At 62.3% G+C, this 22,220-nt stretch carries 20 protein-coding genes, 1 tRNA gene and 1 pseudogene; 13 read left to right on the top strand and 9 right to left on the bottom strand.

Features of this window, described 5'->3' with window-relative positions:
• Positions 1 to 154 precede the first annotated feature (154 nt).
• The 11 genes from P9254_RS09570 to P9254_RS09520 all read left to right on the top strand — a co-directional run bounded on the left by P9254_RS09570 (position 155) and on the right by P9254_RS09520 (position 12,150).
• Complete coding sequence (locus tag P9254_RS09570) at positions 155 to 973, top strand: sulfurtransferase/chromate resistance protein (protein WP_278053342.1); 819 nt, start codon at positions 155 to 157, stop codon at positions 971 to 973.
• On the top strand, positions 970 to 2,358 hold the full coding sequence (gene chrA, locus P9254_RS09565; protein WP_278053340.1) for a chromate efflux transporter: 1,389 nt from the start codon (positions 970 to 972) through the stop codon (positions 2,356 to 2,358). The genes P9254_RS09570 and chrA overlap by 4 nt, the downstream gene beginning before the upstream one ends.
• 100 nt (positions 2,359 to 2,458) lie before the next feature.
• Complete coding sequence (locus P9254_RS09560) at positions 2,459 to 3,343, top strand: dihydrodipicolinate synthase family protein (RefSeq protein WP_278053339.1); 885 nt, start codon at positions 2,459 to 2,461, stop codon at positions 3,341 to 3,343.
• A gap of 22 nt (positions 3,344 to 3,365) precedes the next feature.
• Positions 3,366 to 4,025: a GntR family transcriptional regulator gene (locus P9254_RS09555; protein ID WP_127247142.1), complete on the top strand. Its 660-nt coding sequence runs from the start codon at positions 3,366 to 3,368 to the stop codon at positions 4,023 to 4,025.
• Between the two features lie 61 nt (positions 4,026 to 4,086).
• A complete protein-coding gene (locus P9254_RS09550) occupies positions 4,087 to 5,424 on the top strand; it encodes an ABC transporter substrate-binding protein (protein ID WP_278053336.1) in 1,338 nt (445 codons plus the stop codon).
• On the top strand, positions 5,424 to 6,362 hold the full coding sequence (locus tag P9254_RS09545; protein WP_278053335.1) for a carbohydrate ABC transporter permease: 939 nt from the start codon (positions 5,424 to 5,426) through the stop codon (positions 6,360 to 6,362). The genes P9254_RS09550 and P9254_RS09545 overlap by 1 nt, the downstream gene beginning before the upstream one ends.
• On the top strand, positions 6,363 to 7,184 hold the full coding sequence (locus P9254_RS09540; protein WP_082953638.1) for a carbohydrate ABC transporter permease: 822 nt from the start codon (positions 6,363 to 6,365) through the stop codon (positions 7,182 to 7,184).
• Positions 7,185 to 7,220: 36 nt separating this feature from the next.
• On the top strand, positions 7,221 to 8,279 hold the full coding sequence (locus tag P9254_RS09535) for an ABC transporter ATP-binding protein (RefSeq protein ID WP_278053333.1): 1,059 nt from the start codon (positions 7,221 to 7,223) through the stop codon (positions 8,277 to 8,279).
• Between the two features lie 358 nt (positions 8,280 to 8,637).
• Entirely contained in the window at positions 8,638 to 9,954 is a 1,317-nt protein-coding gene (locus tag P9254_RS09530; protein WP_278053331.1) for an integrase arm-type DNA-binding domain-containing protein, read from the top strand.
• A gap of 239 nt (positions 9,955 to 10,193) precedes the next feature.
• On the top strand, positions 10,194 to 11,264 hold the full coding sequence (locus P9254_RS09525; protein ID WP_278053330.1) for a hypothetical protein: 1,071 nt from the start codon (positions 10,194 to 10,196) through the stop codon (positions 11,262 to 11,264).
• 22 nt (positions 11,265 to 11,286) lie between these two features.
• Complete coding sequence (locus P9254_RS09520) at positions 11,287 to 12,150, top strand: hypothetical protein (RefSeq protein WP_278053329.1); 864 nt, start codon at positions 11,287 to 11,289, stop codon at positions 12,148 to 12,150.
• A 37-nt stretch (positions 12,151 to 12,187) separates the two neighbouring features.
• Here P9254_RS09520 and P9254_RS09515 read toward each other — a convergent pair.
• The 4 genes and pseudogenes from P9254_RS09515 to P9254_RS09500 all read right to left on the bottom strand — a co-directional run.
• Positions 12,188 to 12,271: pseudogene (locus P9254_RS09515) on the bottom strand (cation transporter); the annotation flags it as partial.
• Positions 12,272 to 12,435: 164 nt separating this feature from the next.
• Positions 12,436 to 13,710, bottom strand: coding sequence for a hypothetical protein (locus P9254_RS09510; protein WP_278053328.1), 1,275 nt, complete (start codon positions 13,708 to 13,710; stop codon positions 12,436 to 12,438).
• 448 nt (positions 13,711 to 14,158) lie between these two features.
• Positions 14,159 to 14,235: transfer RNA gene (locus P9254_RS09505), tRNA-Arg, on the bottom strand.
• Between the two features lie 119 nt (positions 14,236 to 14,354).
• Positions 14,355 to 15,518 carry a M20 aminoacylase family protein gene (locus P9254_RS09500; RefSeq protein ID WP_278053327.1) on the bottom strand — a complete coding sequence of 388 codons (1,164 nt, stop codon included), beginning with the start codon at positions 15,516 to 15,518 and terminating at the stop codon, positions 14,355 to 14,357.
• A gap of 215 nt (positions 15,519 to 15,733) precedes the next feature.
• On the opposite strand from P9254_RS09500, the gene P9254_RS09495 reads away from it, so the two are divergent.
• The gene (locus P9254_RS09495) at positions 15,734 to 16,906 is read left to right on the top strand and encodes a D-alanyl-D-alanine carboxypeptidase family protein (RefSeq protein WP_278053326.1); all 1,173 of its coding nucleotides are present in this window, start codon (positions 15,734 to 15,736) and stop codon (positions 16,904 to 16,906) included.
• On the top strand, positions 16,903 to 18,015 hold the full coding sequence (locus P9254_RS09490; protein WP_278053325.1) for a CobW family GTP-binding protein: 1,113 nt from the start codon (positions 16,903 to 16,905) through the stop codon (positions 18,013 to 18,015). The genes P9254_RS09495 and P9254_RS09490 overlap by 4 nt, the downstream gene beginning before the upstream one ends.
• A gap of 19 nt (positions 18,016 to 18,034) precedes the next feature.
• On the opposite strand, the gene P9254_RS09485 is transcribed toward P9254_RS09490, so the two are convergent.
• The 5 genes from P9254_RS09485 to P9254_RS09465 form a co-directional block, all read right to left on the bottom strand.
• Positions 18,035 to 18,274, bottom strand: a complete 240-nt coding sequence (locus tag P9254_RS09485) for a sulfurtransferase TusA family protein (RefSeq protein WP_067319197.1) — start codon at positions 18,272 to 18,274, stop codon at positions 18,035 to 18,037.
• Positions 18,275 to 18,286: 12 nt separating this feature from the next.
• Positions 18,287 to 19,606 (bottom strand): L,D-transpeptidase family protein, encoded by a 1,320-nt coding sequence (locus tag P9254_RS09480; protein WP_278053323.1) that lies wholly within the window; start codon positions 19,604 to 19,606, stop codon positions 18,287 to 18,289.
• A gap of 300 nt (positions 19,607 to 19,906) precedes the next feature.
• The gene (locus tag P9254_RS09475; protein WP_067319192.1) at positions 19,907 to 20,857 is read right to left on the bottom strand and encodes an acetyl-CoA carboxylase carboxyltransferase subunit alpha; all 951 of its coding nucleotides are present in this window, start codon (positions 20,855 to 20,857) and stop codon (positions 19,907 to 19,909) included.
• A 99-nt stretch (positions 20,858 to 20,956) separates the two neighbouring features.
• A complete protein-coding gene (locus P9254_RS09470; protein WP_127403979.1) occupies positions 20,957 to 21,871 on the bottom strand; it encodes a site-specific tyrosine recombinase XerD in 915 nt (304 codons plus the stop codon).
• A gap of 9 nt (positions 21,872 to 21,880) precedes the next feature.
• Positions 21,881 to 22,033, bottom strand: a complete 153-nt coding sequence (locus P9254_RS09465) for a histidine kinase (RefSeq protein WP_066990358.1) — start codon at positions 22,031 to 22,033, stop codon at positions 21,881 to 21,883.
• Between the last annotated feature and the right edge of the window lie 187 nt (positions 22,034 to 22,220).

The following is a 22,220-nucleotide window of genomic DNA, read 5'->3' as shown; positions in this document are numbered from 1 at the left end:
AAGAAGGTGCGGGGCCGCGCCTCCCTCGACAAGAATTCTTGACAATCGCAGGGGAGCGTTCCAGCATCCTGGCTAAGGGGTTCCCCGCGACGACCCCGTGAGGCGTCAGCCCAACGATCGCGTCCAAACTCTCTTCGTTCAGGAGGTGGACGCCATGCCGTCAACAACTCAGATCACAGTGCCGCAGCTTGCCCGACTGGTCGGCCTGCCGGATGCACCTCGTCTCGTCGACGTACGCATCGACGACGACTTTCAAGCCGATCCGCGGCTGCTGCCGGCTTCTTGCCGGCGCGACTTCAGAACCGTCTCGACCTGGGCGGCCGACTTCTCCGGATCCAGGGTCGTGGTCATCTGCCAGCGCGGAGAGAAGCTCTCGCAGGGCGTTGCCGCGTGGCTGCGCCACGAGGGCATTCCGGCGGAATCGTTGGAAGGCGGTTTCGCGGCCTGGGCCGCCGCCAAGGCGCCGCTGGTCGCGGCCGACGCCATTCCGCCCCGCGACGGGAAGGGTCGCACCGTATGGGTCACGCGTTCCCGGCCGAAGGTCGATCGCATCGCCTGCCCCTGGCTGATCCGGCGATTTGTCGATCCTGGCGCCGTGTTCCTGTTCGTCGACCCGGCCGAGGTGCCCCTGGTCGCGGACCGCTTCGCCGCGGTGCCCTTCGACATCGAAGGCGTTTTCTGGAGCCATCGCGGCGATCATTGCACCTTCGACACGATGATCGAGGAGTTCGGCCTGCGCACCGAGGCGCTCGATCGTCTGGCGCTGATCGTGCGCGGCGCGGATACAGCGCGTCTCGACCTGGTGCCGCAGGCTGCCGGGTTCCTCGCAGCGTCGCTCGGCCTGTCGCGCATGTTCCGCGACGACCTGGAACAGCTCGAAGCCGGCATGCTGCTCTATGACGCTTTCTTCCGCTGGTGCCGCGACGCCACGGACGAGACGCATAACTGGCCGGCCGGGGGTAAGCAACAATGACCGTGCTTGCCAAGGACAGCGCCGCGCAGCCGGCCGATGTCCCGGCTGTGCCGACTTTCGATGAAGCGACGCGGCTATGGGCTAAAATCGGCCTGCTCTCTTTCGGCGGGCCGGCCGGGCAGATCGCCCTGATGCACAAGGAACTGGTCGAGGAGCGCCGCTGGATCGGCGAGGAGCGGTTCCTGCATGCTCTGAACTACTGCATGCTTCTTCCGGGTCCCGAGGCGCAGCAGCTTGCCGTCTATATCGGCTGGCTGCTGCACAGGACGGCCGGCGGCCTCGTCGCCGGAACATTGTTCGTGCTCCCAGGCGCACTGGTCATGCTCGCCCTGAGCAGTTTCTACATGCTCTACAACGACGCGCCGGTCATCGAGGCGCTGTTCTTCGGCATCAAGGCGGCGGTGCTGGCGGTCGTCGTCGAAGCGGTGATCCGCATCGGCAAGCGGGCGCTGAAGAACCGGGTCATGGTGGCCATCGCGGTGGCGGCCTTTCTTGCCATCTATGTCCTCAAGCTGCCGTTTCCACTGATCGTGCTTGCGGCGGGACTCATTGGCTGGGTCGGCAATCGCTTTGCACCCAGGCTGTTTTCGGGTTCGGCGCATGGCGAGGGCAACGCCGCCGCCGACAGAGGCGGCGTGGTCGACCTGATGTTCGAGCGCGGCGAGCTCGGCCACACCGTGCCGACCAAATGGCACGCAGCCCGGACCATCGCCATCTGGCTGCCGGTCTGGCTCGGACCGGTGGCGCTGATCGCCGTGCTGGCAGGGCCGGGGAGCGTATGGGCGCAGATCGGCGGCTTCTTCAGCCTGATGGCGGTCGTCACCTTCGGCGGCGCCTATGCGGTTCTTGCCTATGTCGCGCAAGCCGCGGTGACCTCGTTCGGCTGGCTTTCGCCCGGAGAAATGGTCGACGGGCTCGGACTTGCTGAGACGACGCCCGGACCGCTGATCCTGGTGCTGCAATTCGTCGGCTTCGCCGCCGCCTATCGCCATGCGGGCACGCTCGACCCTCTGCTTGCAGGGTCGCTTGGGGCGGCGCTGACGCTCTGGGCCACCTTTGCGCCCTGCTTCTTCTGGATATTCCTGGGAGCGCCCTACATCGAGCAGCTGCGGCAGAACAAGGCGTTGTCGGCGGCGCTCGGTGCTATCACGGCAGCGGTCGTCGGCGTGGTGATGAACCTTGCGCTGTGGTTCGCGCTGCATGTCGTCTTCGGCAAAGTCGAGAGCGTCGGCTGGGGCGTCGAGGTTCCGGTCGTTTCCTCGCTCGACTGGCGCGCGGCGCTGCTGTCGGCGGCGGCGATGGTCGCCATGCTCAGGCTGAAGGCCGGCATGCTGCCGACGCTCGCGGCATCCGCGCTGGCGGGACTGGCTCTACAGGCATTGTGAATTGTTTCCAGCCGCAGCCAAGCGTGACCGAGAGCTATGTTTACAACTAACATGTCAGTATGCTATGCCTGCTCGCAGATTGATGAATGGAGAATTGCAGGTGGGTTCGCGCTTTGGTCTGTCGGTTGCGCTCACAACGCCCTTTGATGCAGCCGGGCGGATCGCCGTTCCCCTGATGACCGAGCATGCTAAGGCCTGTCTCGATGCTGGCTGCAGCAGCGTAACGCTGTTCGGCACCACCGGCGAAGGCGCTTCCGTCGGTACGGCGGAGCGGCAGGCGGTCATCGATGCCATGCTTGCGGCGGGCATATCCGCCGACCAACTTGTTGCAGGCGTGCTGGTCGATGCGGCGGAGGACGCTGCCGAGCAGTGCCGCCAGGCGTTGCAGCGCGGCGCCCGCAACATCCTTCTGGCGCCGCCGAGCTATTTCAAGAATGTCGGTGACGACGGGTTGTTCGGCTGGTTCGGCGCCGTGTTCGCCGCGCTCGGTCCGCTGGCCCGCGGCATGCTGCTCTACAACATCCCCTCGGTCACGACGGTGCAGCTGTCGCTCGACCTGATCGGCCGGCTTCGTAAGGCGTATCCGGGCGTGGTCGCCGGGGTCAAGGATTCCGGTGGAGACTGGGGCTACAGCGAAGCGCTGCTCAAGACGCATGGCGACCTGATCATCCTCATCGGCGACGAACGGCATCTGGCGCCGGCGGTGCGGATCGGCGGCCAGGGCGCGATTTCCGGCATGGCCAATTTCGCCGCCGGCGAACTGCGCGCCATGATCGAGAGCAGACGCGACGACTCCCGCGTGGAAAGCTTCGTCCTCGAACTGCTCCGGCATCCGGTCATCCCGGCGGTGAAGGCCATGGTGGCGCGCCAGACCGGCGACGAACGCTGGCTGACGGTTCGGCCGCCGCTCGAGCCGGTAGCCTTGCAGGAACGGCAGCAGCTTGGCGCCGCTTACGACAGGCTGTTTGCGACACAGGCAGCCTGAACCGGGGAGGGCGCTGATCGGCATGGACGACACGAGCGAACCGGCAACCCTCAGGGAGAAGGCCTATGCCAGCTTCACGCGGCATCTGCTGGCCCGCGACCTCAGGCCCGGCCAGTTCGTTTCGCAGCGCGAGCTGGTCGCCTTCACCGGCCTGCCGCTCGGAGCCATCCGCGAGATCGTGCCGCGGCTCGAGGCCGAGGGACTGCTGACCACCATACCGCAACGCGGCATGCAGATCGCGCATATCGACATCAGCCTGATCCGCGAGGCTTTCCAGTTCCGCCTGTTCATGGAGCGCGAGGCGGTCGCGCTGTTTGCCGTCAACGCGTCCGACGCCGAGATTGCGGGTCTCAGGCGCGAGCACGAGGACATGCTCGCCCAGGCGCTGGCGCAGACCCCGACACCCGAAATGGAAGCGAAGGCCCAGAACATCGACTGGGCCATGCATGACACCTTCATCAGCGCGCTGGGCAACGAGATCATCGCCAAGGCCTATCTGGTCAATTCGGTGAAGATCCGGCTCATCCATCAGGAGCGGTTCCGCATCGACGGTCGCGTCGTGCCGGTCATGCGCGAGCATCTTGCGGTGATCGAGGCCCTGGAGAAACGCGATCCGGAGATGGCGGTCGAGGCGATCAGCCAGCACATCGACAATGCGCGCCGGCTGGCGCTGCAGATTTGAGGAAGCAAAACCGCGCCGCAATCGTGGTGGCGTAATCGACAACGACAACCGGGAGGAAGAAATGTCGTCCAATCCATTCAGTCCAACCAGAAGGCAGCTGCTCCAGGGAACCGCGGCTCTCGCCGCCACCGGCCTCGTCGGTCTTCGTCCGAGCTTCGCCGCGGGCGTCGACTGGAAGCGCTTTGCCGGAACGACGCTCGACGTCAACCTAGTCAAGAGCCCGCGCAGCGACACCATCCTGAAGAATCTCGCGGAGTTCGAGGAGCTGACCGGCATCAAGGTCAATGCCGAGGCGACACCCGAACAGCAGCAGCGCCAGAAGACGGTGATCGAGCTCAGCTCCGGCAAGCCGAGCTTCGACGTCGTGCATCTGAGCTACCATGTGCAGAAGCGCCAGTTCGAGAAGGGCGGCTGGCTGGCCGACATTTCCGGCTTCCTTGCCGATCCGGGCCTCACCGATCCAGGCCTGACCGAAAGCGACTTCGCCGAGGCGGGCATCCAGTTCGCCAAGGACGGCCAGGGCGTGCTGCGCTCGCTGCCGTTCTCGGTCGACTACTGGATTCTCTATTGGAACAAGGAGTTGTTCGACGCCAAGGGTATAAAATATCCCGAGAGCTTCGAGCAGCTGGTGGCCGCCGCCGAAGCGCTGACGGATCCCTCAAGCAACACCTTCGGTTTCGTCGCACGCGGTCTCAAGAACGCCAACACGCCGGTATGGACGTCGCTGATGCTCGGCTACGACATGACGCCGCTCGGCAGCGACGGCAAGCTGCGCACCACCTCGCCGGAGGCGATCGAGGCTGCCGCCCTCTATCAGCGGCTGATGACCAAGGCCGCGCCTCCCGGCGTCACCGGCTTCAACTGGGCCGAGGCGCAATCCGCCTTCCTGCAGGGCAAGATCGGCATGTGGTTCGATGGCGTGGGCTTCGCGCCGCCGATGGAAAATCCGGAGAAGTCGCGCGTCGTCGGCAAGGTCGGCTATGGCGTCATGCCGAAGGGACCCAAGGCGCATGCCGCAGGCACGTTCGGCGACGGCATCGGTGTCACGTCCGCCAGCGCGAAGAAGGAAGCGGCCTATCTGTTCTGCCAGTGGGCCGTGTCACCCGCCATGGGCGCGCGCCTGCTGCAGGCCGGCGCCGGCGTGCCGTTCCGCAAGTCGGTGCTGGAAGACCCGAAGGTGCGCGAAGGCGTCACCATGCCGGCGAGCTGGCTGGATGCCGTGGTCGGCTCAGGCAATATCAGCCGGCTGGCGCTGCCGGTCATCATCCCGGTGACCGAGTTCCGGGACATCTATGGCGTGGCGCTGACCAACATGATTGCCGGCGCCGATCCCGCCGACGAACTGAAGAAGGCCACCGATCAGTTCCAGCCGGTTCTCGACAGGAGCGAGCAAGGCTGATGTCCGCCATCGCCCCGGAACGCGCAGGGGTGACGACGCAAGCCGTCGAAGAGAGCCAGCCGATCCGGCTGGCTCCAAACTACTGGCCTTTCGTCATTCCTGCGCTCGTCGTCGTCGGCGCCGTGATCGTCTTTCCCTGGGCCTTCACGTTGTGGATGAGCGTCAACAGCTGGACGCTCGGCCAGTCGCGAAGCTTTGCCGGGATTGAAAATTATCTGCGCCTGGCGAGCGATCCGCGGTTCTGGGAATCGCTCTGGCATACCTTGATCTATACTTTCCTGTCGGTGGTCGCGCCGATGTTTTTCGGTACCGTCGCCGCGCTCATTTTCGACGCCAGGTTTGCCTTGCGCGGTCTGCTGCGCGGCGTCTTCGTGATGCCGATGATGGCCACACCCGTCGCCGTGGCATTGGTCTGGACCATGATGTTCCATCCGCAGCTCGGCGTGCTCAACTATCTCTTGTCGCTAGTCGGCATTCCGGCGCAGGAGTGGATATTCAACGCCAACACCGTAATTCCTTCGCTGGTCGCGGTGGAGACCTGGCAGTGGACGCCGCTGGTGATGCTGATCGTGCTGGGTGGGCTGGCGTCAGTGCCGCGCGAGCCGTTCGAAAGCGCCGAGATCGACGGCGCCAATGCCTGGCAGCAGTTCCGCTACCTCACCTTGCCGATGATCGCGCCGTTTCTGATGATCGCGGTCATCATCCGCACGATCGATGCGCTCAAGAGCTTCGATATCATCTACGCGATGACCCAAGGTGGGCCGGGCACGGCATCGGAAACAATCAACATCTATCTCTACAACACCGCCTTCTCCTATTACGACATGGGCTACGGCTCGGCCATGGCGGTGGTGTTCTTCATCGTCATCGTGGCCCTGTCCTTCATCCTCCTGATGCTGCGCCAGCGCTCGCAATGGGTCGACACGGAGGGCAAATAGGTGAGCTCGCGGCTGCTCAACAAGATAGGCCTGTTCTTCGCGGCGCTGGTGCTGGTCTCGCCGGCGATCCTGTTCTTCCTCTGGATGATCTCGCTGTCGCTGAAGTTCGAGATCGACAACGGCGCCTATCCGCCGATCCTGATCCCGGAGCGCTTCGCCTGGTCGAACTACGCAAAGGTGTTCGAGGAGAACAATTTCCTGCTCTATCTGTGGAACTCGGTGCTGGTGACCGGCACGGCGACGCTGCTGGCGCTGCTGATCGGCGTGCCGGCCGGCTATGGCATCGCCAGGCTCAAGGCGGAACGCTCGGCGATCGTCATCATGATCGCCCGCATGACGCCCGGGCTTTCCTATCTCATCCCGCTGTTCCTCCTGTTTCAGTGGCTGGGCATCCTCGGCACGCTCTGGCCGCAGATCATCATCCATCTGGTGGTGACGGTGCCGATCGTGGTCTGGGTGATGATCGGCTATTTCGAGACGACGCCGATGGAATTGGAGGAGGCCGCCAACATCGACGGCGCCAGTTCGTGGCAGGTGTTTCGCCTGGTCGCGCTGCCGATCGCCAAGCCCGGCATCGTCGTCGCCTTCATCCTGTCGATCATCTTCTCGTGGAACAACTTCGTCTTCGGCGTGGTGCTCGCCAGCCGCGAGACGCGGACATTGCCGGTCGCGGTCTACAACATGCTGTCCTACGAGCAGGTGAGCTGGGGGCCGCTCGCCGCCGCCGCGCTGGTGGTGACGCTGCCGGTGCTGGTGCTGACCATGTTCGCGCAACGGCAGATCGTCGCCGGGCTGACCGCCGGCGCGGTCAAGGGTGGCTGAGCGCCTGATCCGCCCTCATTCTTTCGGAGATACGCAATGGCATCGGTAAGCATCAACAACGTGCAGAAGGCTTTCGGAGCCACTCGGATCATCCACGATGTCAGCGTCGATATCGTCGATGGCGAGTTCGTCATCCTGGTCGGACCGTCGGGCTGCGGGAAGTCGACGCTGCTGCGCATGATCGCGGGGCTGGAAACGATCTCGGCCGGAAAGATCGCAATCGGCGAGCGCACCGTGAACAACCTCAGGGCACGGGACCGCAACATCGCGATGGTGTTCCAGAACTACGCGCTCTACCCGCACATGACGGTGGCGGACAATATGGGCTTCGCGCTCAAGATCAAGAAAGCCGATCCGGCCGATACCGCGAGCCGGGTGAAGCGGGCAGCCGGTATTCTCGGCCTCGAGAAGCTGCTCGACCGCTATCCGCGCCAGCTTTCCGGCGGCCAGCGCCAGCGCGTCGCCATGGGCCGCGCCATCGTGCGCGACCCGCAGGTGTTTCTGTTCGACGAGCCGCTCTCCAATCTCGACGCCAAATTGCGCGTGCAGATGCGCGGCGAGATCAAGGCGCTGCATCAGCGGCTCGGCACCACCACCATCTATGTCACGCACGACCAGATAGAGGCGATGACCATGGCCGATAAGATCGTCGTGCTGCACGACGGTCTGGTCGAGCAGATCGGCGCGCCGCTCGATCTCTACGACCGGCCGGCCAATCTGTTCGTTGCCGGCTTCATCGGCTCGCCGGCCATGAACTTCATCCACGGCCACATCGAGGAGGGTATCTTCCGCAGCGCCGGTGGTCTGACGTTGCCGTTGCCGCAAGGCATCCGGCCGAGCGAAGCCGCGGGAAGGGAACTGGTCTACGGCATTCGTCCCGAGCATATCCGGGCGACCGGCCAGGGTCTCTCCGGCACAGTCACGCTCATGGAGGCGACCGGCTCGGAAATCTTCGCCACGGTCGACTGCGGCGGAGAGGTGATCTCCTGCCTTTTCCGCGAGCGGCTAGCGCTGAAGCAAGGCGAGAGCGTGCGGATCGAGATCGACCGCGCCTCGGCGCATCTGTTCGACGCCAAAACCGGCCGGCGCATCTGATTGCCCTGCCCGCGCTCTCACCGCGGCGGCCAGGGAGTGCTTGAGATTCGAGCGAACGGAAAGCAACGGGAGCCCAGTTGCAAGAAAATGCAACATGGGAGCATTGCAAAAGTCAGCCAACCCTTTGATTTAGTTGGTGATCCCGACAGGAATCGAACCTGTGACCTACAGATTAGGAATTTGTCTGACGGTCTTTCCTGTTGTTTCCCAATTTCGGCCGGTGTACGATTTCGTTGGCTATAACATATTCAAGTTGTTGTTGTTTTCGTGCTGCGAGGCTATGTTCGCGTAGACAGACCAACAGATCGAGCCAGATCGAACACGACGCAATTGCCGTACTAATGCCGTACTAATTGTCATGACAGACCTTCGTCTCGCCCTTACAGACCGCGCCATTGCAAGCCTCCGGCCGGCGTCTTCGGGTCAATATTTTGCCCGAGACACTGATCTGCCGGGCTTCATGGTGCTTGTCGGCAAACGGCAAAAGACATTCGTTGTCCAGGGTGAGCGAAGGAAGGCAGGGAAGCGCCTTTCCGTCCGAATGAAGGTTGCCGAAGTTGGAGAACTCACCGCGCGCGCCGCGCGGGCGAAGGCAAAGGACATTCTCGGCAAGATCGCCAGTGGGGTTGACCCCCGCGCTTCGACACGCAAACAGGATGGCGATGCTGCGGCAGTTGATTTGCGATCGATTGCGAATCCAACGCTGCGCATTGCCTGGGAACGATACCGTGACGGGCATATGAAGAACAAAGGTCGAAGCGATGGAACGATCAACAACTATCGTGACCACGTCGAGCGGCTACTGGCCGATTGGCTCGACGAGCCCCTTTCCAAACTGGGCAACGATCCTTCCCTCGTGACGGCGCGGCATGAGGAACTCACCAAGAAGAACGGCGCCTATATCGCCAACGGGTGCATGCGCACGCTGCGCGCCGTCTACAACCATGCGCGCAAGGTCGCCCGCACGCTGCCAGCGGACAATCCGGTCTTCGCCATAGACTGGAATGCTGAACACCGGCGCAACACCGCGCTCGGACTGTCGGATCTCGAGGACTGGTTCGCCCAACTCGCGGCACTGAAGAACCCAGTTCGGCGGGAGTTCCATCTGTTCATGTTGCTCTCAGGTCATCGCCCTGAAGCGATCAGGAAGGCGCGGGTCGAGCATGTCGATTTCCGTGCGCGTGTCCTGCACATACCCCGGCCAAAGGGCGGCGAGGTCAAGGCCTTCGACATACCGCTTTCGAACGCCATGATCCGTTGCCTGGTTCGCGTATTGCGGATAGGCCGGGCTCTCTACGGCGAGCAATCTCGTGACTGGCTGTTCCCGGCCGAGAGCCAAAGCGGTCACATGATTGAGCACAAGGAGAAGCGCAGCGATCTGTCAAAATGGGGGAATGATCTGCGGCAGACTTTCCGCACAATCTCCCAGGCCGCGGGCGTTGCGGAGCTTGATGTTCACCTTCTGATGAACCACTCGATCCCGGGGGTAAACGCAGGCTACATCACGCGCAACAAACTGCTGAGGGATCACCTTCGCCAGCAGCAGGAGGCCATCTCACGTCGGATATTCGAAGCCGGGCGCTTAGGAAGGAAAGAAGCGACCCCCCTCGCTCGTTCTTGGCCCGTGGTTCCAAGCAGCCGCGTGCTTTCTGATCTAATGAGCGGCAAGGATTAGCGAGGCAAGATATTTGCCACACTTCGAGATAACGCGAGAGGCCGTTGACGGGCTCTCCGGGCGTTGTTGATCTGATCGACCGGACCGAAAAACTGCCAGTCGCACCTTTGCAAAACTGCATGACGCTGAACGGATCGGTCGGAAATCCAAGCCACTCAATACAATGTTGTTATTGGCACCTGAGCAAGCACTTCTAGTGAGCGCGCGAGGCGCCCGCCAAAGCCGTTCCGGTGACGTGAATGATCACCTTCCACTGCACGCAAAGTGAACGTATTTTAGCGCACTTGATTACATTTGGGAGTCGGGGTCGCGTGGTTCATCCTTTCTTCATGGACACCGGGATGGAACGGCCGCTTGATCCTTGCTGCCTCAAATCCAGGTACGACCGAATTCCGCGTCTTCTCAAGTCTGCGAACTACCACGTCAGCGACAAGGTGTGTTTGCTGCATAGCCTGGTTGAGATCTACGCACCAACTCGGCTTTATGAACTCTGCCAGACGCTATTTGGCGTTTTCGCGACCGATTGTCCATTCTGGGGAGTCTGCGACACGTTCTTGTGTGACAGCCCGAACTGCCGTCGGGAACTTCACGTCATATTGATGGACGATATCCTGATCGAAACCGCCGACCAAATGGCTCGTCAACTCTATGATCTGGTTACGATAACGAGCCCTAGCGACTTGGCCTTTAGAAAAGCGACAAACGCCGAGAAGGAACGCGCGCGACGGATGTTAACCAACCTTGCATTCCTGACTCGCTCGGAACCTTCTATCGGCAACCTTCCACGGACGGATCAATTCCCCGACTTCTGGATCACTGAGACGCTCTGCAACGCACTAGCCTTCTTGGTCGCGCATGAAACGACGCATCTGGGCAAGCAGAAGAGTATCGATACCTATCGTTTGCACATCCCAGGCGCACTAGAAATTGCGCGTCAGAATAACATCCAGTTGGGCGAGTATCAGACAATCGGTTGGGCAAAAGAGTTGGATGCGGACGTCGACGCCCTCATGATCATGTCCACCGATCGGCTATGTGCGCATCTCGATGAAGCTATGCGCGAGGGAACTTATCGCTGCGTCACAGCTGGCGCGGCTTTGGCCCTCAAAGCGTGGGATCTCCTGATGCTTGAACGATGCTACGGCAAACCCCAGTACCAGAAGATGACTGCCGACGGACATCCGCCTGCCCGGGCGCGGATTGCACACGTGCTTCGTTCCGCTAGAACGCTCAGCGACCTTCACGCGGTCGCTGGCGATGATCTCTGGGCGATCCGCATCATTGATGCACTTGAAGATCTACATCTGTAGGACGGCTTGGTGGAGGAATAATATGAGTGAATTCGAATGGCCTGGCGCTCCCGTTGCTATGTTGTCGAACGAGGAACTTGACAAGCTCCAGGAAGTACTCAGGGAGCCGAGCGAGGGTCACCATGGCGGAGAGGTGGCGCGGGTTCTGTCGTTCCTCGGCTTTTGGCATTCTCAGACGAGCGCCAATCTTCGCGTGCTTCGCCGCGAGGGTGCGAACTTTGTCGATCCCGCAACGCCGACGCCAACGCCGATCAATCCAGGCGATCGAATTGCTCTGGTGCAAAGACAACTCTACATGCCCGACCTGCCCCATGATCGATGTGTGGTGCAATTGTCTTATCGCGCTGATCACTGGTTCGCGGCGGAGAAAAAGAAAGATTCTGTCGCTCAAGTGACGTCGTGCCACGCCGGCGAGGCCGGAACCGCTGCCGCTTTAAACCTACCGATCTTCGATGGCTTCCAGCCCAAGGACGGGCTGCACCTTGACCTTGGCCTCTACGCTATGGCCGATCGCGGGAGCCAGCCAATTCTTGATCTCCTCGGCAGCCCCCAGATCGCTGGTGGTCTCAAACTGATCGGCAAGTACAATCCTGCTTTCGCCATGACGGTCCCTTACATTCAGGCGGCGCTGGCCGGACTTACAAAGCTTTCGCGCCGAAACTTCAAGCTGGCGAATTGGCAGGTCGGATTCGGGTACCCTGGCACGTCAATCCCTCTCGCCTACGGCGAATACCTTCTCTGCGACGGGATCATTCGGGTAGGCCGCAGTTCGACCAATCTGGAGATCGGTGACCTGAAATGGAATGCTGCCCAACAGTCACCGTCCTACAAAGCAGGCGCGTTTCGCAACCCCTACGTCATGCTCGAAATAATCAAGAGCAGCTAAAGGATCGCCGCTATCGAGGTCCAGCGACACTCGAGTAAGCCGCCAATGCCATTCCAACCCGTGCGCGGGAGCGCACGGGCCAACCAAGTGCGAACAGGATAAGGAGATTTACAGAGGCATCTGAAAATCGATGCTGTCGGCGAGTTTGGGCAAATGCCGGTGGTACGTAAGACAAAATCATCTTGACCACCTTAGCCATCCTGCAAACGCAACGCTGATTTCTCCGGTGCTCTTCGTCCCTGGTTCTCTGGGGTGCGCGCCCGCAATGCCGTCAGCGGAAACTGTCTAGATGAACTTTGAACGATGCCTCTCCTCCGGGGCTATCCAGCTTTCAATAAAATCCAGCGGATCCGTGTTTCCCATCATTGCCTTCGCGAGCGCCAGACGCTCCTCCAGGCGCTGACGCCGCCCGTCGTCGGTACACTTCAGGCGCTCTTCAGCATCCGCGAAAAAGCGCTCTACCGTCATAGCCTTTCCCCACCTCTCGATAATTTCCGCAAGCTGCTGCTGGCTATCGGCTAGAGCCTGAGCTGTCTTGCGGGCATCCTCTTGCCTTAGGTAGCGCTCCCACTCCTCCTCTCGCTCTTTTTTCCTCTTCACCGCCGCCGCATCCTCGGCGTCCATAAGGCGTTGCAGAGTGCCCTTGGCCGCTTTCAGTGTCTCGACGATTTTGGGGATCAGCGTACCAAGTGCCTCCTGCTCGGTCTCCTGCCAACTGACGGACCAGTCGACGCCCTTTTTTGGGGAATAGGCAATCACCCGAAAACGTCCGCAGGGCATGTCCTGTTCTGTTGTCCAGGAATGCGTCAGTTGCCAAGGCTTGGCTGAGCGTATGAGTCTACTGTCCTCACGATGGTAGTCACCATTGAGGTATCGCATCGTCACTCTTTCGGTCATCTCGGTGAGAGCGAGTGCGACTGGCACCGTGTCGATATAGAAGACAGTCGGTCGGTCCGGAGCCCAGATGCTCCCGGAGTGATAGCGTCCATATTTGCGATCCTTTCGCTCTACCTCCTGTTCCTTGACGTTGATGCGATAAAGATCATCGGCAGCCTGAGCGATGTGAACGCGGTGCCCTTGTTCGTCCAGCGCAAGGTAGAGGTCATTGGCGATCGCCAGCGCGCGATGCAGTGCTGTTTCTGATGAAATCAGATCTGGCAGAATCCTCTTGTATGGCCTTAGGAACTCGCCGTCTTTCACATCCCGCGTTTTTCGCAAATGTTCTTCGACACCAAGCAGCAGCGGATGACGTGCCGGACGACAGGGTTTCGCTACGCGCCTGGTCTTCCGCGCGGAGCCTTCTTCCGGCGCTCTCTTTGGCCTTGGTTTCGGGCTCGACGGCGTGATCTCAATGGTCTCATCAGATGCCTCTGGCAGCGCTGGCAGCTCCGACGGAAGCCCGAGAGACATGCGGGTCCAGTACCCCGATCCGGGGTAGGGTACCTGATATCGTTTGCAGATTGCGGCCAGCGCCGTGCCAGAAATTCCGAGCTCTGGGGCGACTTTACTGAGCGGTCTGTCGCACACGCGTTGATAGAGCTCAGTACGTGTCAGTTGCATTAGCGAAAGGTCTCAATTCGATTGCGGCCGATATCGCACTGCCCGAATAGGCAAGGCAATGTGTCTCTCCGGTTGTGCGTCATTGAAGCATCCATTTCCATTGCCTATAGCCGATCCCGTTGCATATCGAGATGCGTCATCCCGATTCTTGGGAACCATGAGCCGCTGTGCCCCAGCTTAGATACAGGGATAATGGCCGCATCTTGCGGATGCGTTGACTTTCCCCGGTCAGAGTGATGCCGTCACCGTAGATTCTATGCCGGTGGATCCTACTGAATAGGTGGAAGGGGCTGCTTGCCGCCCTCGTGAGGGGCGATGGAGGATGCCCTCGTCAACCAGACGAGCCAGTGTAGCCGGATTGATCCCTCGGCGGGAAAGTTTGCCGTACTAATTGCCGTACTAATTGCCAAAAAAGTACGGCAGAAATTTCCTAAGTTATTGAAAAGATTGGTGATCCCGACAGGAATCGAACCTGTGACCTACAGATTAGGAATCTGCCGCTCTATCCTACTGAGCTACGGGACCACGCGGCCCGACACATAAACGCTTCGGGCCGGTTCGCCAAGAGGCGTTACCGACAGATCGGCGCCGCGCCTTGCTCCATGGCGCCAATCGGCCGGGAAGGTCCCCTCCGTGCAAAGCGGTCAGGCGGCCAGCGCCGTCTCCGCCAGCCTCACCCAATAGCTCATGCCGTGCGGTATGACCTCGTCGTTGAAGTCATAGGCCGGATGGTGAAGGCCGGCGGTGTCGCCGTTGCCGATGAAGATGAAGGCGCCGGGGCGCGCTTCCAGCATGTAGGAAAAATCCTCACCGCCCATCACCGGCTGGATGGCGCGGTGGACATTCGCGTCGCCGGCGACGCCGGCGGCAATATCGCTGGCGAAGGCCGTCTCTTCCGGATGGTTGAAAGTGACGGGATAGTTGGGGTCGTAGTCGACCTCGATCGTCGCGCCGAAGGCTGATGCCAGGCCAGCGCAAATGGCGCGGATTTTCTCTTCCGCTTTCCTGGCCACTTCCTTTTTCAGCGTGCGGACCGTGCCGGCGATCTCGGCTTTTTCCGGTATGACGTTGTAGGCATCGCCGGCATGGAATTTGGTCACCGACACGACGACGGCCTCGACCGGATCGGTGCTGCGTGAAGCAATGGTTTGCAAAGCGCTCACCAAGTGGCTGGTAATTACGATCGGGTCGATCGTGGCATGCGGCATCGCCGCATGGCCGCCATGCCCCTTGACGGTGATGTTGAATTCGGCGGTCGCCGCCATGATCGGGCCGGGCTTGATGGCGAACTCGCCGACGGGCAGGCCGGGCATGTTATGCATGCCGAACACCTTCGAGATGCCGAAGCGTTCCATCATGCCGTCCTTGACCATTTCGTTGCCGCCGCCGCCGCCTTCCTCGGCGGGCTGGAAGATCACCGCCACGGAGCCGACGAAATTGCGCGTTTCGGCGAGGTATTTGGCTGCGCCGAGCAGCATGGCGGTGTGGCCGTCATGGCCGCAGGCATGCATTTTGCCAGGAACGCTCGACGCGTAAGGCTTGCCGGTGATCTCGTTGATCGGCAAAGCGTCCATGTCGGCGCGCAGGCCGATGGCCGGACCCTCGCCCTTGCGGCCGCGGATGATGCCGACGACGCCGGTCTTGCCGAGGCCAGTCACAACCTCGTCGCAACCGAAAGCCTGCAGCTTGTCGGTGACGAAGGCGGCGGTCTGGAAAACGTCGAAGTTCAGTTCCGGCGTCTGGTGCAGATGTCGCCGCCAGCCCGCGACTTCTTCCTGCATTTCCGCGGCACGGTTGAGAATTGGCATAATCGTTCCATTTCTTTGTTGGGGCAGGCAATTCAGGGCCGCTGCCCGGCAAGTGTGATCGTCTGGCGCTTTGCCATTTTGACGTCACATAGGGTAAATAGCACCGCATAATGCGGCCCGGAGTCGAGGGTCGGTCCGCAGTATGCTGGCCATCGCGCAGCGAAATCTTACGGAGCCAGCGGCAACTACGGCAAGAGGCGATTTCGGAATTGATCATGCGGCAAAGGCATTTCCTCAACCTATTGCTTGCGGGGGCGCTGGCGCTGCCGATGCTTTCCGGCACTGCGCGCGCCAATCCGGTGGTGCTGTTCGACCTGAATAGCGGCAAGGTGCTGGAGCATCAGGACGCCTTCAAGCGCTGGTATCCGGCCTCGCTGAGCAAGCTGATGACGGCCTATGTGGCGTTCCGAGCGATCGCCGCCGGCGAGGTGGCGCTCGATTCACCGATCAAGGTGACGAAACATTCGGCCGGCGAGCCGCCGAGCAAGATGGGCTTCAAGCCCGGATCGGTCACGCGGCTCGACAATGCGCTGAAGATGATGCTGGTCAAGTCGGCCAACGACATCGCCATGGCCGTCGGCGAGAACATCGGCGGATCGCAGGCCGCCTTCGCCGACCGCATGAATGCCGAGGCCGCCAGGCTCGGCATGGTCGGAACGCATTTCGTCAACCCGAATGGGCTGTTCTCGCCGGACCAGTACACGACCGCGCGCGACCTTGCCGTCCTGGTGACGGCGCTTCGCAACGACTTCCCGCAATATGCGCCGTGGTTCTCCATCGAGGGCCTTGCCGTGGGTAAGAAGGCGATCCCGAACTACAATCTCCTGATCGGGCGCTATCCCGGCGCCGACGGTATGAAAACCGGCTTCGTCTGCTCCTCGGGCTTCAACATGATCGGCTCGGCGACGCGCGATGGCCGCACACTGGTTGCCGTGGTGCTCGGCGAAAAATCCGCCATCCGCCGCGCCGAAGCGGCGGCGAAGCTGCTCGACCAGGGTTTTGACGCGCCGACGGCCGGGTCGACGACGCTCGCGGCGCTCAAGCCCTATGGCGACACGCTGTCGCCCAACGACCTGCAGGACGAGATCTGCAAGAAGAAGCCGAAGGAACAGCAGTCCGAGGCGGCACCTGCCGTCGCCGCGAAGGACAAGGCCAAATCGCCCTATCAGGTGAAACTCGATCACCCGACGCTGATCGCGGTCGGCCTTGGCGGCGCCACCGGACCGGCGCCCAAGGCGTTCGTCGACCAGACCGATCAGAACTATGCCGATGTGCCGCTGCCCAGTTGGCGGCCCGACAAGCCTCTGCCGGCCGGCGCCACACCCGCCGCAACCGCTGCCGCTGCAGCGCAGGGGGATCAGCCGGCCAAGGCGGCAAACTCGCCATGACCGGGCGCAGCGGCTTTCCCATACCCGTCTCGGTGCTCACCGGCTTTCTCGGGGCCGGCAAGACGACGCTGCTCAACCGGTTGCTCAAGGATCCGGCGCTTGCCGACACAGCCGTCATCATCAACGAGTTCGGCGAGGTGGCGATCGACCATCTGCTCGTCGAGCAAGCCTCAGACGGCATCATCCAGCTTTCCGACGGCTGCCTTTGCTGCACGGTGCGCGGCGAACTCGTCGATACGCTGGCCGACCTCGTCGACCGGCTGCAGACCGGACGCATCGCCAGGCTGGCGCGCGTCGTGGTCGAAACCACCGGCCTTGCCGATCCTGCACCGGTGCTGCAGTCGATCATGGCGCATCCGGCGCTGGTGCAGGCTTTCCGGCTCGACGGCGTCATCACGCTGGTCGACGGCGTCAACGGGGCGGCCACGCTCGATAACCATGTCGAAGCGGTGAAGCAGGCGGCCGTCGCCGACCGCATCGTGCTGACCAAGACCGATCTCGCCGAGGCAAGCGACGTCGAGGCCCTGCGGGCGCGACTTCATCAGATAAATCCGAGCGCGGTCCTGCTCGACCTCAATGGCCCCGCTGCCGGGGCAGCGTCGCTTTTCGATTGCGGCCTCTACAATCCCGAAACCAAGAGCGCCGACGTGCGGCGCTGGCTCGGAGAGGAGGCGGCGCATGATCATCATCACCACGACGATGGTCATGATCACGCCTCCCATCATCACGACCACCGCCACGACGGCCGCGTGCGCTCCCACTCGCTCGTCCATGACGGGCCGGTGCCGTTCTCGGCGATCGAGATGTTCCTCGATTTGTTGCGCTCGACGCATGGAGAGAAACTGCTGCGCATGAAGGGCGTCATCGAACTTCAGGAGGATCCGTCACGGCCGCTGGTGATCCACGGCGTGCAGAAGATCCTGCATCCGCCGGCCAGGCTGCCGTCATGGCCGGACGGACGGCGCGGCACGCGGCTGGTGCTGATCACGCTCGACATGCCGGAAGATTATGTCCAGCGGCTGTTTTCCGCCTTCACCAACAAGCCGTCGATCGACACGCCCGACCGGGCGGCGCTCGAGGCCAATCCGCTGGCGATCGCCGGGCTGTAGCTGCAGAGGTCCGATTAGCCTATGCCGCGCCGCCGCGCTCGACCAGGAAGCGATGGCCGCCGTCGACCGCTGCCGTCTCGATCAGCTGATGGCCGGCATCGGCGCAGAAGGCCGGAATGTCGATCACGGCCAGCGGGTCGGTGGTTTCCAGCCACAGACGGCTGCCAGGCCGCATCGCGGCCAGACGCTTGCGCGCCTTCAGCACCGGCAGCGGGCAGTTCAGCCCCTTCAGATCGTAGGTAGCGGCGGACCAGGCCAAGATCGAGAAATCTCAGCCGCCGAACATGCCGAGCAGTTTCTTCTTGAGCTTCGAGACCGTGCCTTCGTCGGCACTTGCCGCCTGCTGCGTTTCCGGCGCCGGTTGCGCGGAAGCCGCCTCGACGCCCGCGGTGACCACCGGCTGCTGAGCCGCCTGCTTGGCGGCTTCCTTTTCGGCCAGAGCCTGCGCCTTGGCGGCCGCCTTTTCAGCCTGCGCTTGCGCCTTCGCGGCCTTGGCCGCCTCGATCGCCGCAAGCCGCTGCTCCTCGGCCTTGCGCTTGGCCTCCTTCTCCGCGTCGAGCGCGGCCATCTTGCGGCCGAGCGGGGAATCGATGCGGCCCATGCGCGTCGTCTCGGTTACCGAGCCGTCCGCATTCATCGACGGCGGGTCGATCGGCACGCGCTCGCCGCGGGCGCGGCGCTTGGACCAGTCGGAAACGATGCTGGCTTCCTTGATGCCGGCGATGGCCGGCTTAGGCGGTAGTATGCTTCCCTTGACCGCGGCGTTGAACGCGGCGTCGTAGCGCTTTTCGTAGTCGGCGTAGGCCGTTTTCAACGAATCAGGCTGCGTCATTGCCGGGCAGGGGCCTGTCGGGTCGAAAGTGGCGCCTTCGGGCGCTGCCTGATTGAAGACGTAGCGCTTATCGCAGACGTCGACTTTCGGCGGCACCTTGGTGATCTCGAAATTGTCGTAGCCGACCTTCAGCATCTTCCAGAACTCGTAGTTCGGGTCGTTGCGGTAGCGCGCCATGTTGGCGGCGGTCATGCGGAACGGGAAGGCTTGGATCTGGAACTCGGTCTGGCCACCCTGGAAGGCATCGCGGCCGAAAGCATAGATCTGCTCGATCTGGGCATCGGTCATCGAATAGCAGCCGGACGAGGAGCAGGCGCCGTGCACCATCAGATTGGAGCCGGTGCGGCCGTTGGCCCTGTCATAGGCGTTGGGATAGCCGATGTTGAAGGACAGATGGTAGTTCGAGCGCGGGTTCATCTGCGACGGACGCACCGTGTAGAAGCCTTCCGGCGCCTGGCGGTCGCCCTCGGTGTATTTGGGGCCGAGCTTGCCCGACCATTTGCAGATGTCGTAGCTGGCGACGAGATCGTAGCGGCCGTTGGTCTTGGCCTTCCAGATCTCCAGCTTGCCTTCTTCCTTGAAGATGCGCGCCATCACCGAGGAGGTGCGCACCATGCCCTTGGCCTTCATGTCGGCGAGGATCTTATCCGGCAGGGGCTTGTTGGCCTCCGGCGCAAAATCCTTCATCGACGAATCATTGCAGCCGGCGATGCCTATCGCGGCGACAAGGACTCCGGTGCGGGCAAGCTTGGCAAACATCGATACGGCTTTGTCTTTTCTCTCAGGCCAACGGCCTCGGCATGGCCGGCCCGCAGGCTCAACACCAATGGACCGTAAGCCCGTTAACCTTGAAAATTCCTTACCGCAAGCAATAGCCAACCCCTCGCGGATATTTTCATTGAGCCGAATGCGGCGGCATTTTTGTGGCGAAATTGTTAATCGCCGCCATAGTTGCGGCGAACGGCCGAATTAAACGGGTGGCGCTGGGGCAGACTCACGTGCTTTGTTTTCATGCATGTCGTTTTCGCAAAACCACTGCACAATTTTGCGCGACATGCATTAAAGGCTGCGGCCCATCGCTAAATATTTCTCGCGGCGCTGCTCGCGGAAATCGGTGTTGGCGCCGGCAAAGTCCTTCATCGTCTTGGCGATCAGGTCGCCGGTGGCGGCAATCACCGTTTCCGGCGCACGCTGGGCGCCGCCCATCGGCTCGGGAACGATGGCATCGATGATCTTCATTTCGAGAAGATCCTGGGCGGTGATCTTCATGTTGGTCGCCGCGTCCTTGGAACGGGTGGTGTCGCGCCAAAGAATAGAGGCCGCGCCCTCGGGCGAGATCACCGAATAGATGGCATGCTCAAGCATGTAGACGCGGTTGGCGGTGGCGATCGCGATGGCGCCGCCGGAGCCGCCTTCGCCGATGACCACCGAGATCGACGGCACTTTGAGCGCTAGGCAGGCTGAGGTCGAGCGCGCAATGGCCTCGGCCTGACCGCGTTCCTCGGCGCCGACGCCGGGATAGGCGCCGGCGGTGTCGACCAGCGTCAAAAGCGGGATCTTGAAGCGGTCGGCAAGCTCCATCAGCCGAACCGCCTTGCGGTACCCCTCGGGCCGTACCGAACCGAAATTGTGCTTGATGCGGCTTGCCGTGTCGGAGCCCTTCTCCTGGCCGATCACCGCCACCGGCTCGCCGCGGAAACGGGCAAAACCGCCGACGATCGCCTGGTCGTCGCCGAAATTGCGGTCACCGGCCAACGGCGTGAAATCGCTGAACAAGCCCTTGATGTAGTCTAGGCAGTGCGGCCGGTCCGGATGGCGGGCCACCTGGACCTTCTGCCAAGGGGTGAGCGCCTTGTAGAGATCGCGCAGCGCATCGCGCGAACGCTTCTCCAGCCTGCCGATCTCGTCGGCGACATCGACCGCCTCGCCGTTCTCCGCGAGCTTCTTCAGCTCAAGGATCTTGAGCTCCAGATCCTGCACCGGCTTTTCGAAATCGAGGTAATTATACATGCTGGGGCGGACCGATCCGTCGGAAGGCAATGGCTGGCGGAACCCTGGAAATGCTGGCTCCGGGCGGTGGAACGTCGCCCTCACATAGCGATATGAAGCCTAGTCGGCAAGCGGATGATGATCGTTGACCAGCCGCACCAGCCGCTCCTCCAGCACATGAGTGTAGATCTGCGTGGTGGATATATCGGCGTGGCCAAGCAGTTGCTGCACGGCCCTGAGATCCGCACCGTTCTGCAGGAGGTGGCTGGCGAAGGCGTGGCGCAGGACATGCGGCGAGATCTTGGTCGAGGCGATGCCGGCCCGCGCCGCCAAGCCTTTGAGATCGCGTGCGAAAACCTGCCGGGAGAGATGACCGCTGTCGGAAGAGGCTGGGAACAGGAACGGGCTGTCGGCGTAGGCCGGCACCCCCGCCCTGGCGGCAAGCCACGCCCGCATCGCGGCGCGCGCCTTGGCCGACAGCGGCACCATGCGCTCCTTGTCGCCCTTGCCGCGCACCATGAAGAAACGGTCGTCGCGCAGCGCCACCGTCACCGGCAGACCGACAAGCTCGGAAACGCGCAGGCCCGTGGCATAGAGCACCTCGACCAGCGCGTGCAGGCGCAGCGCCGCCAACCGGTCGCCGTCGGGCGCGGCCCCGCCCGCCTCCTCGGCCGCGCGGTCGACCAGGCGGCCCGTCTCAGCCTCGGTCATGGTCTTCGGCAGCGGCCGGCCCTTCTTCGGGCTGTCCAGCGTGCCGGTCGGGTCGTCGCCGCGCAGGCCCTCGGCATAGAGGAATTTGAAGAATTGGCGGATCGCCGACAATTTGCGCGCCTGCGAGGTCGGCGCGAAGCCACGCGCCGCGATGTCGTCCAGATAGGCGCGGATGTCGGCGGCTGCCGCTCCGGCCAGGCCGCCACCGATAGCTTCGGAGGCGTCTTCGAGGTCGCGTCGGTAGGAGGAAAGCGTGTTCTCGGCCGCACCCCGCTCGGCGCTCATCATCTCCAGAAAGGCTTCGATGCGGGCCGCGCTGTTCATTTGGCCGGGTCAGTTCTTCTTCGGATTGAGCTTTTCCGCGGGAATGCGCACGCTCATTTCGGCCTTTTTCGGCTCCACGAACATCGCCAGCGCGAACATCGCGCCATAAGCGACGCCTGCAAGAACCGCCAGCGTCACGACAAAGCGAAACAATGTCGGCATTCAGTCTTCGCCCGTCTTCTTGTTCTGCGATTCCAAACCCTGTGCCCTTATGGGACGCCATTCCGGCCAATTCAAGGACGAAGGGCTCGGGCAGAGGATTTGTCGAGGAAGCTTCTCGACGGAAGAGGGGCGATCTGGCCCGCCTGCGGCGGCCTGCTTGACGCAAACGGGCTTTTGATGTCGATAC

The organism is Mesorhizobium sp. WSM4983 (assembly GCF_029625765.1).
Lineage (GTDB): Bacteria > Pseudomonadota > Alphaproteobacteria > Rhizobiales > Rhizobiaceae > Mesorhizobium.
Note: the sequence above shows the minus strand (reverse complement) of the source record. Positions and strands in the feature narration are given on the sequence as shown.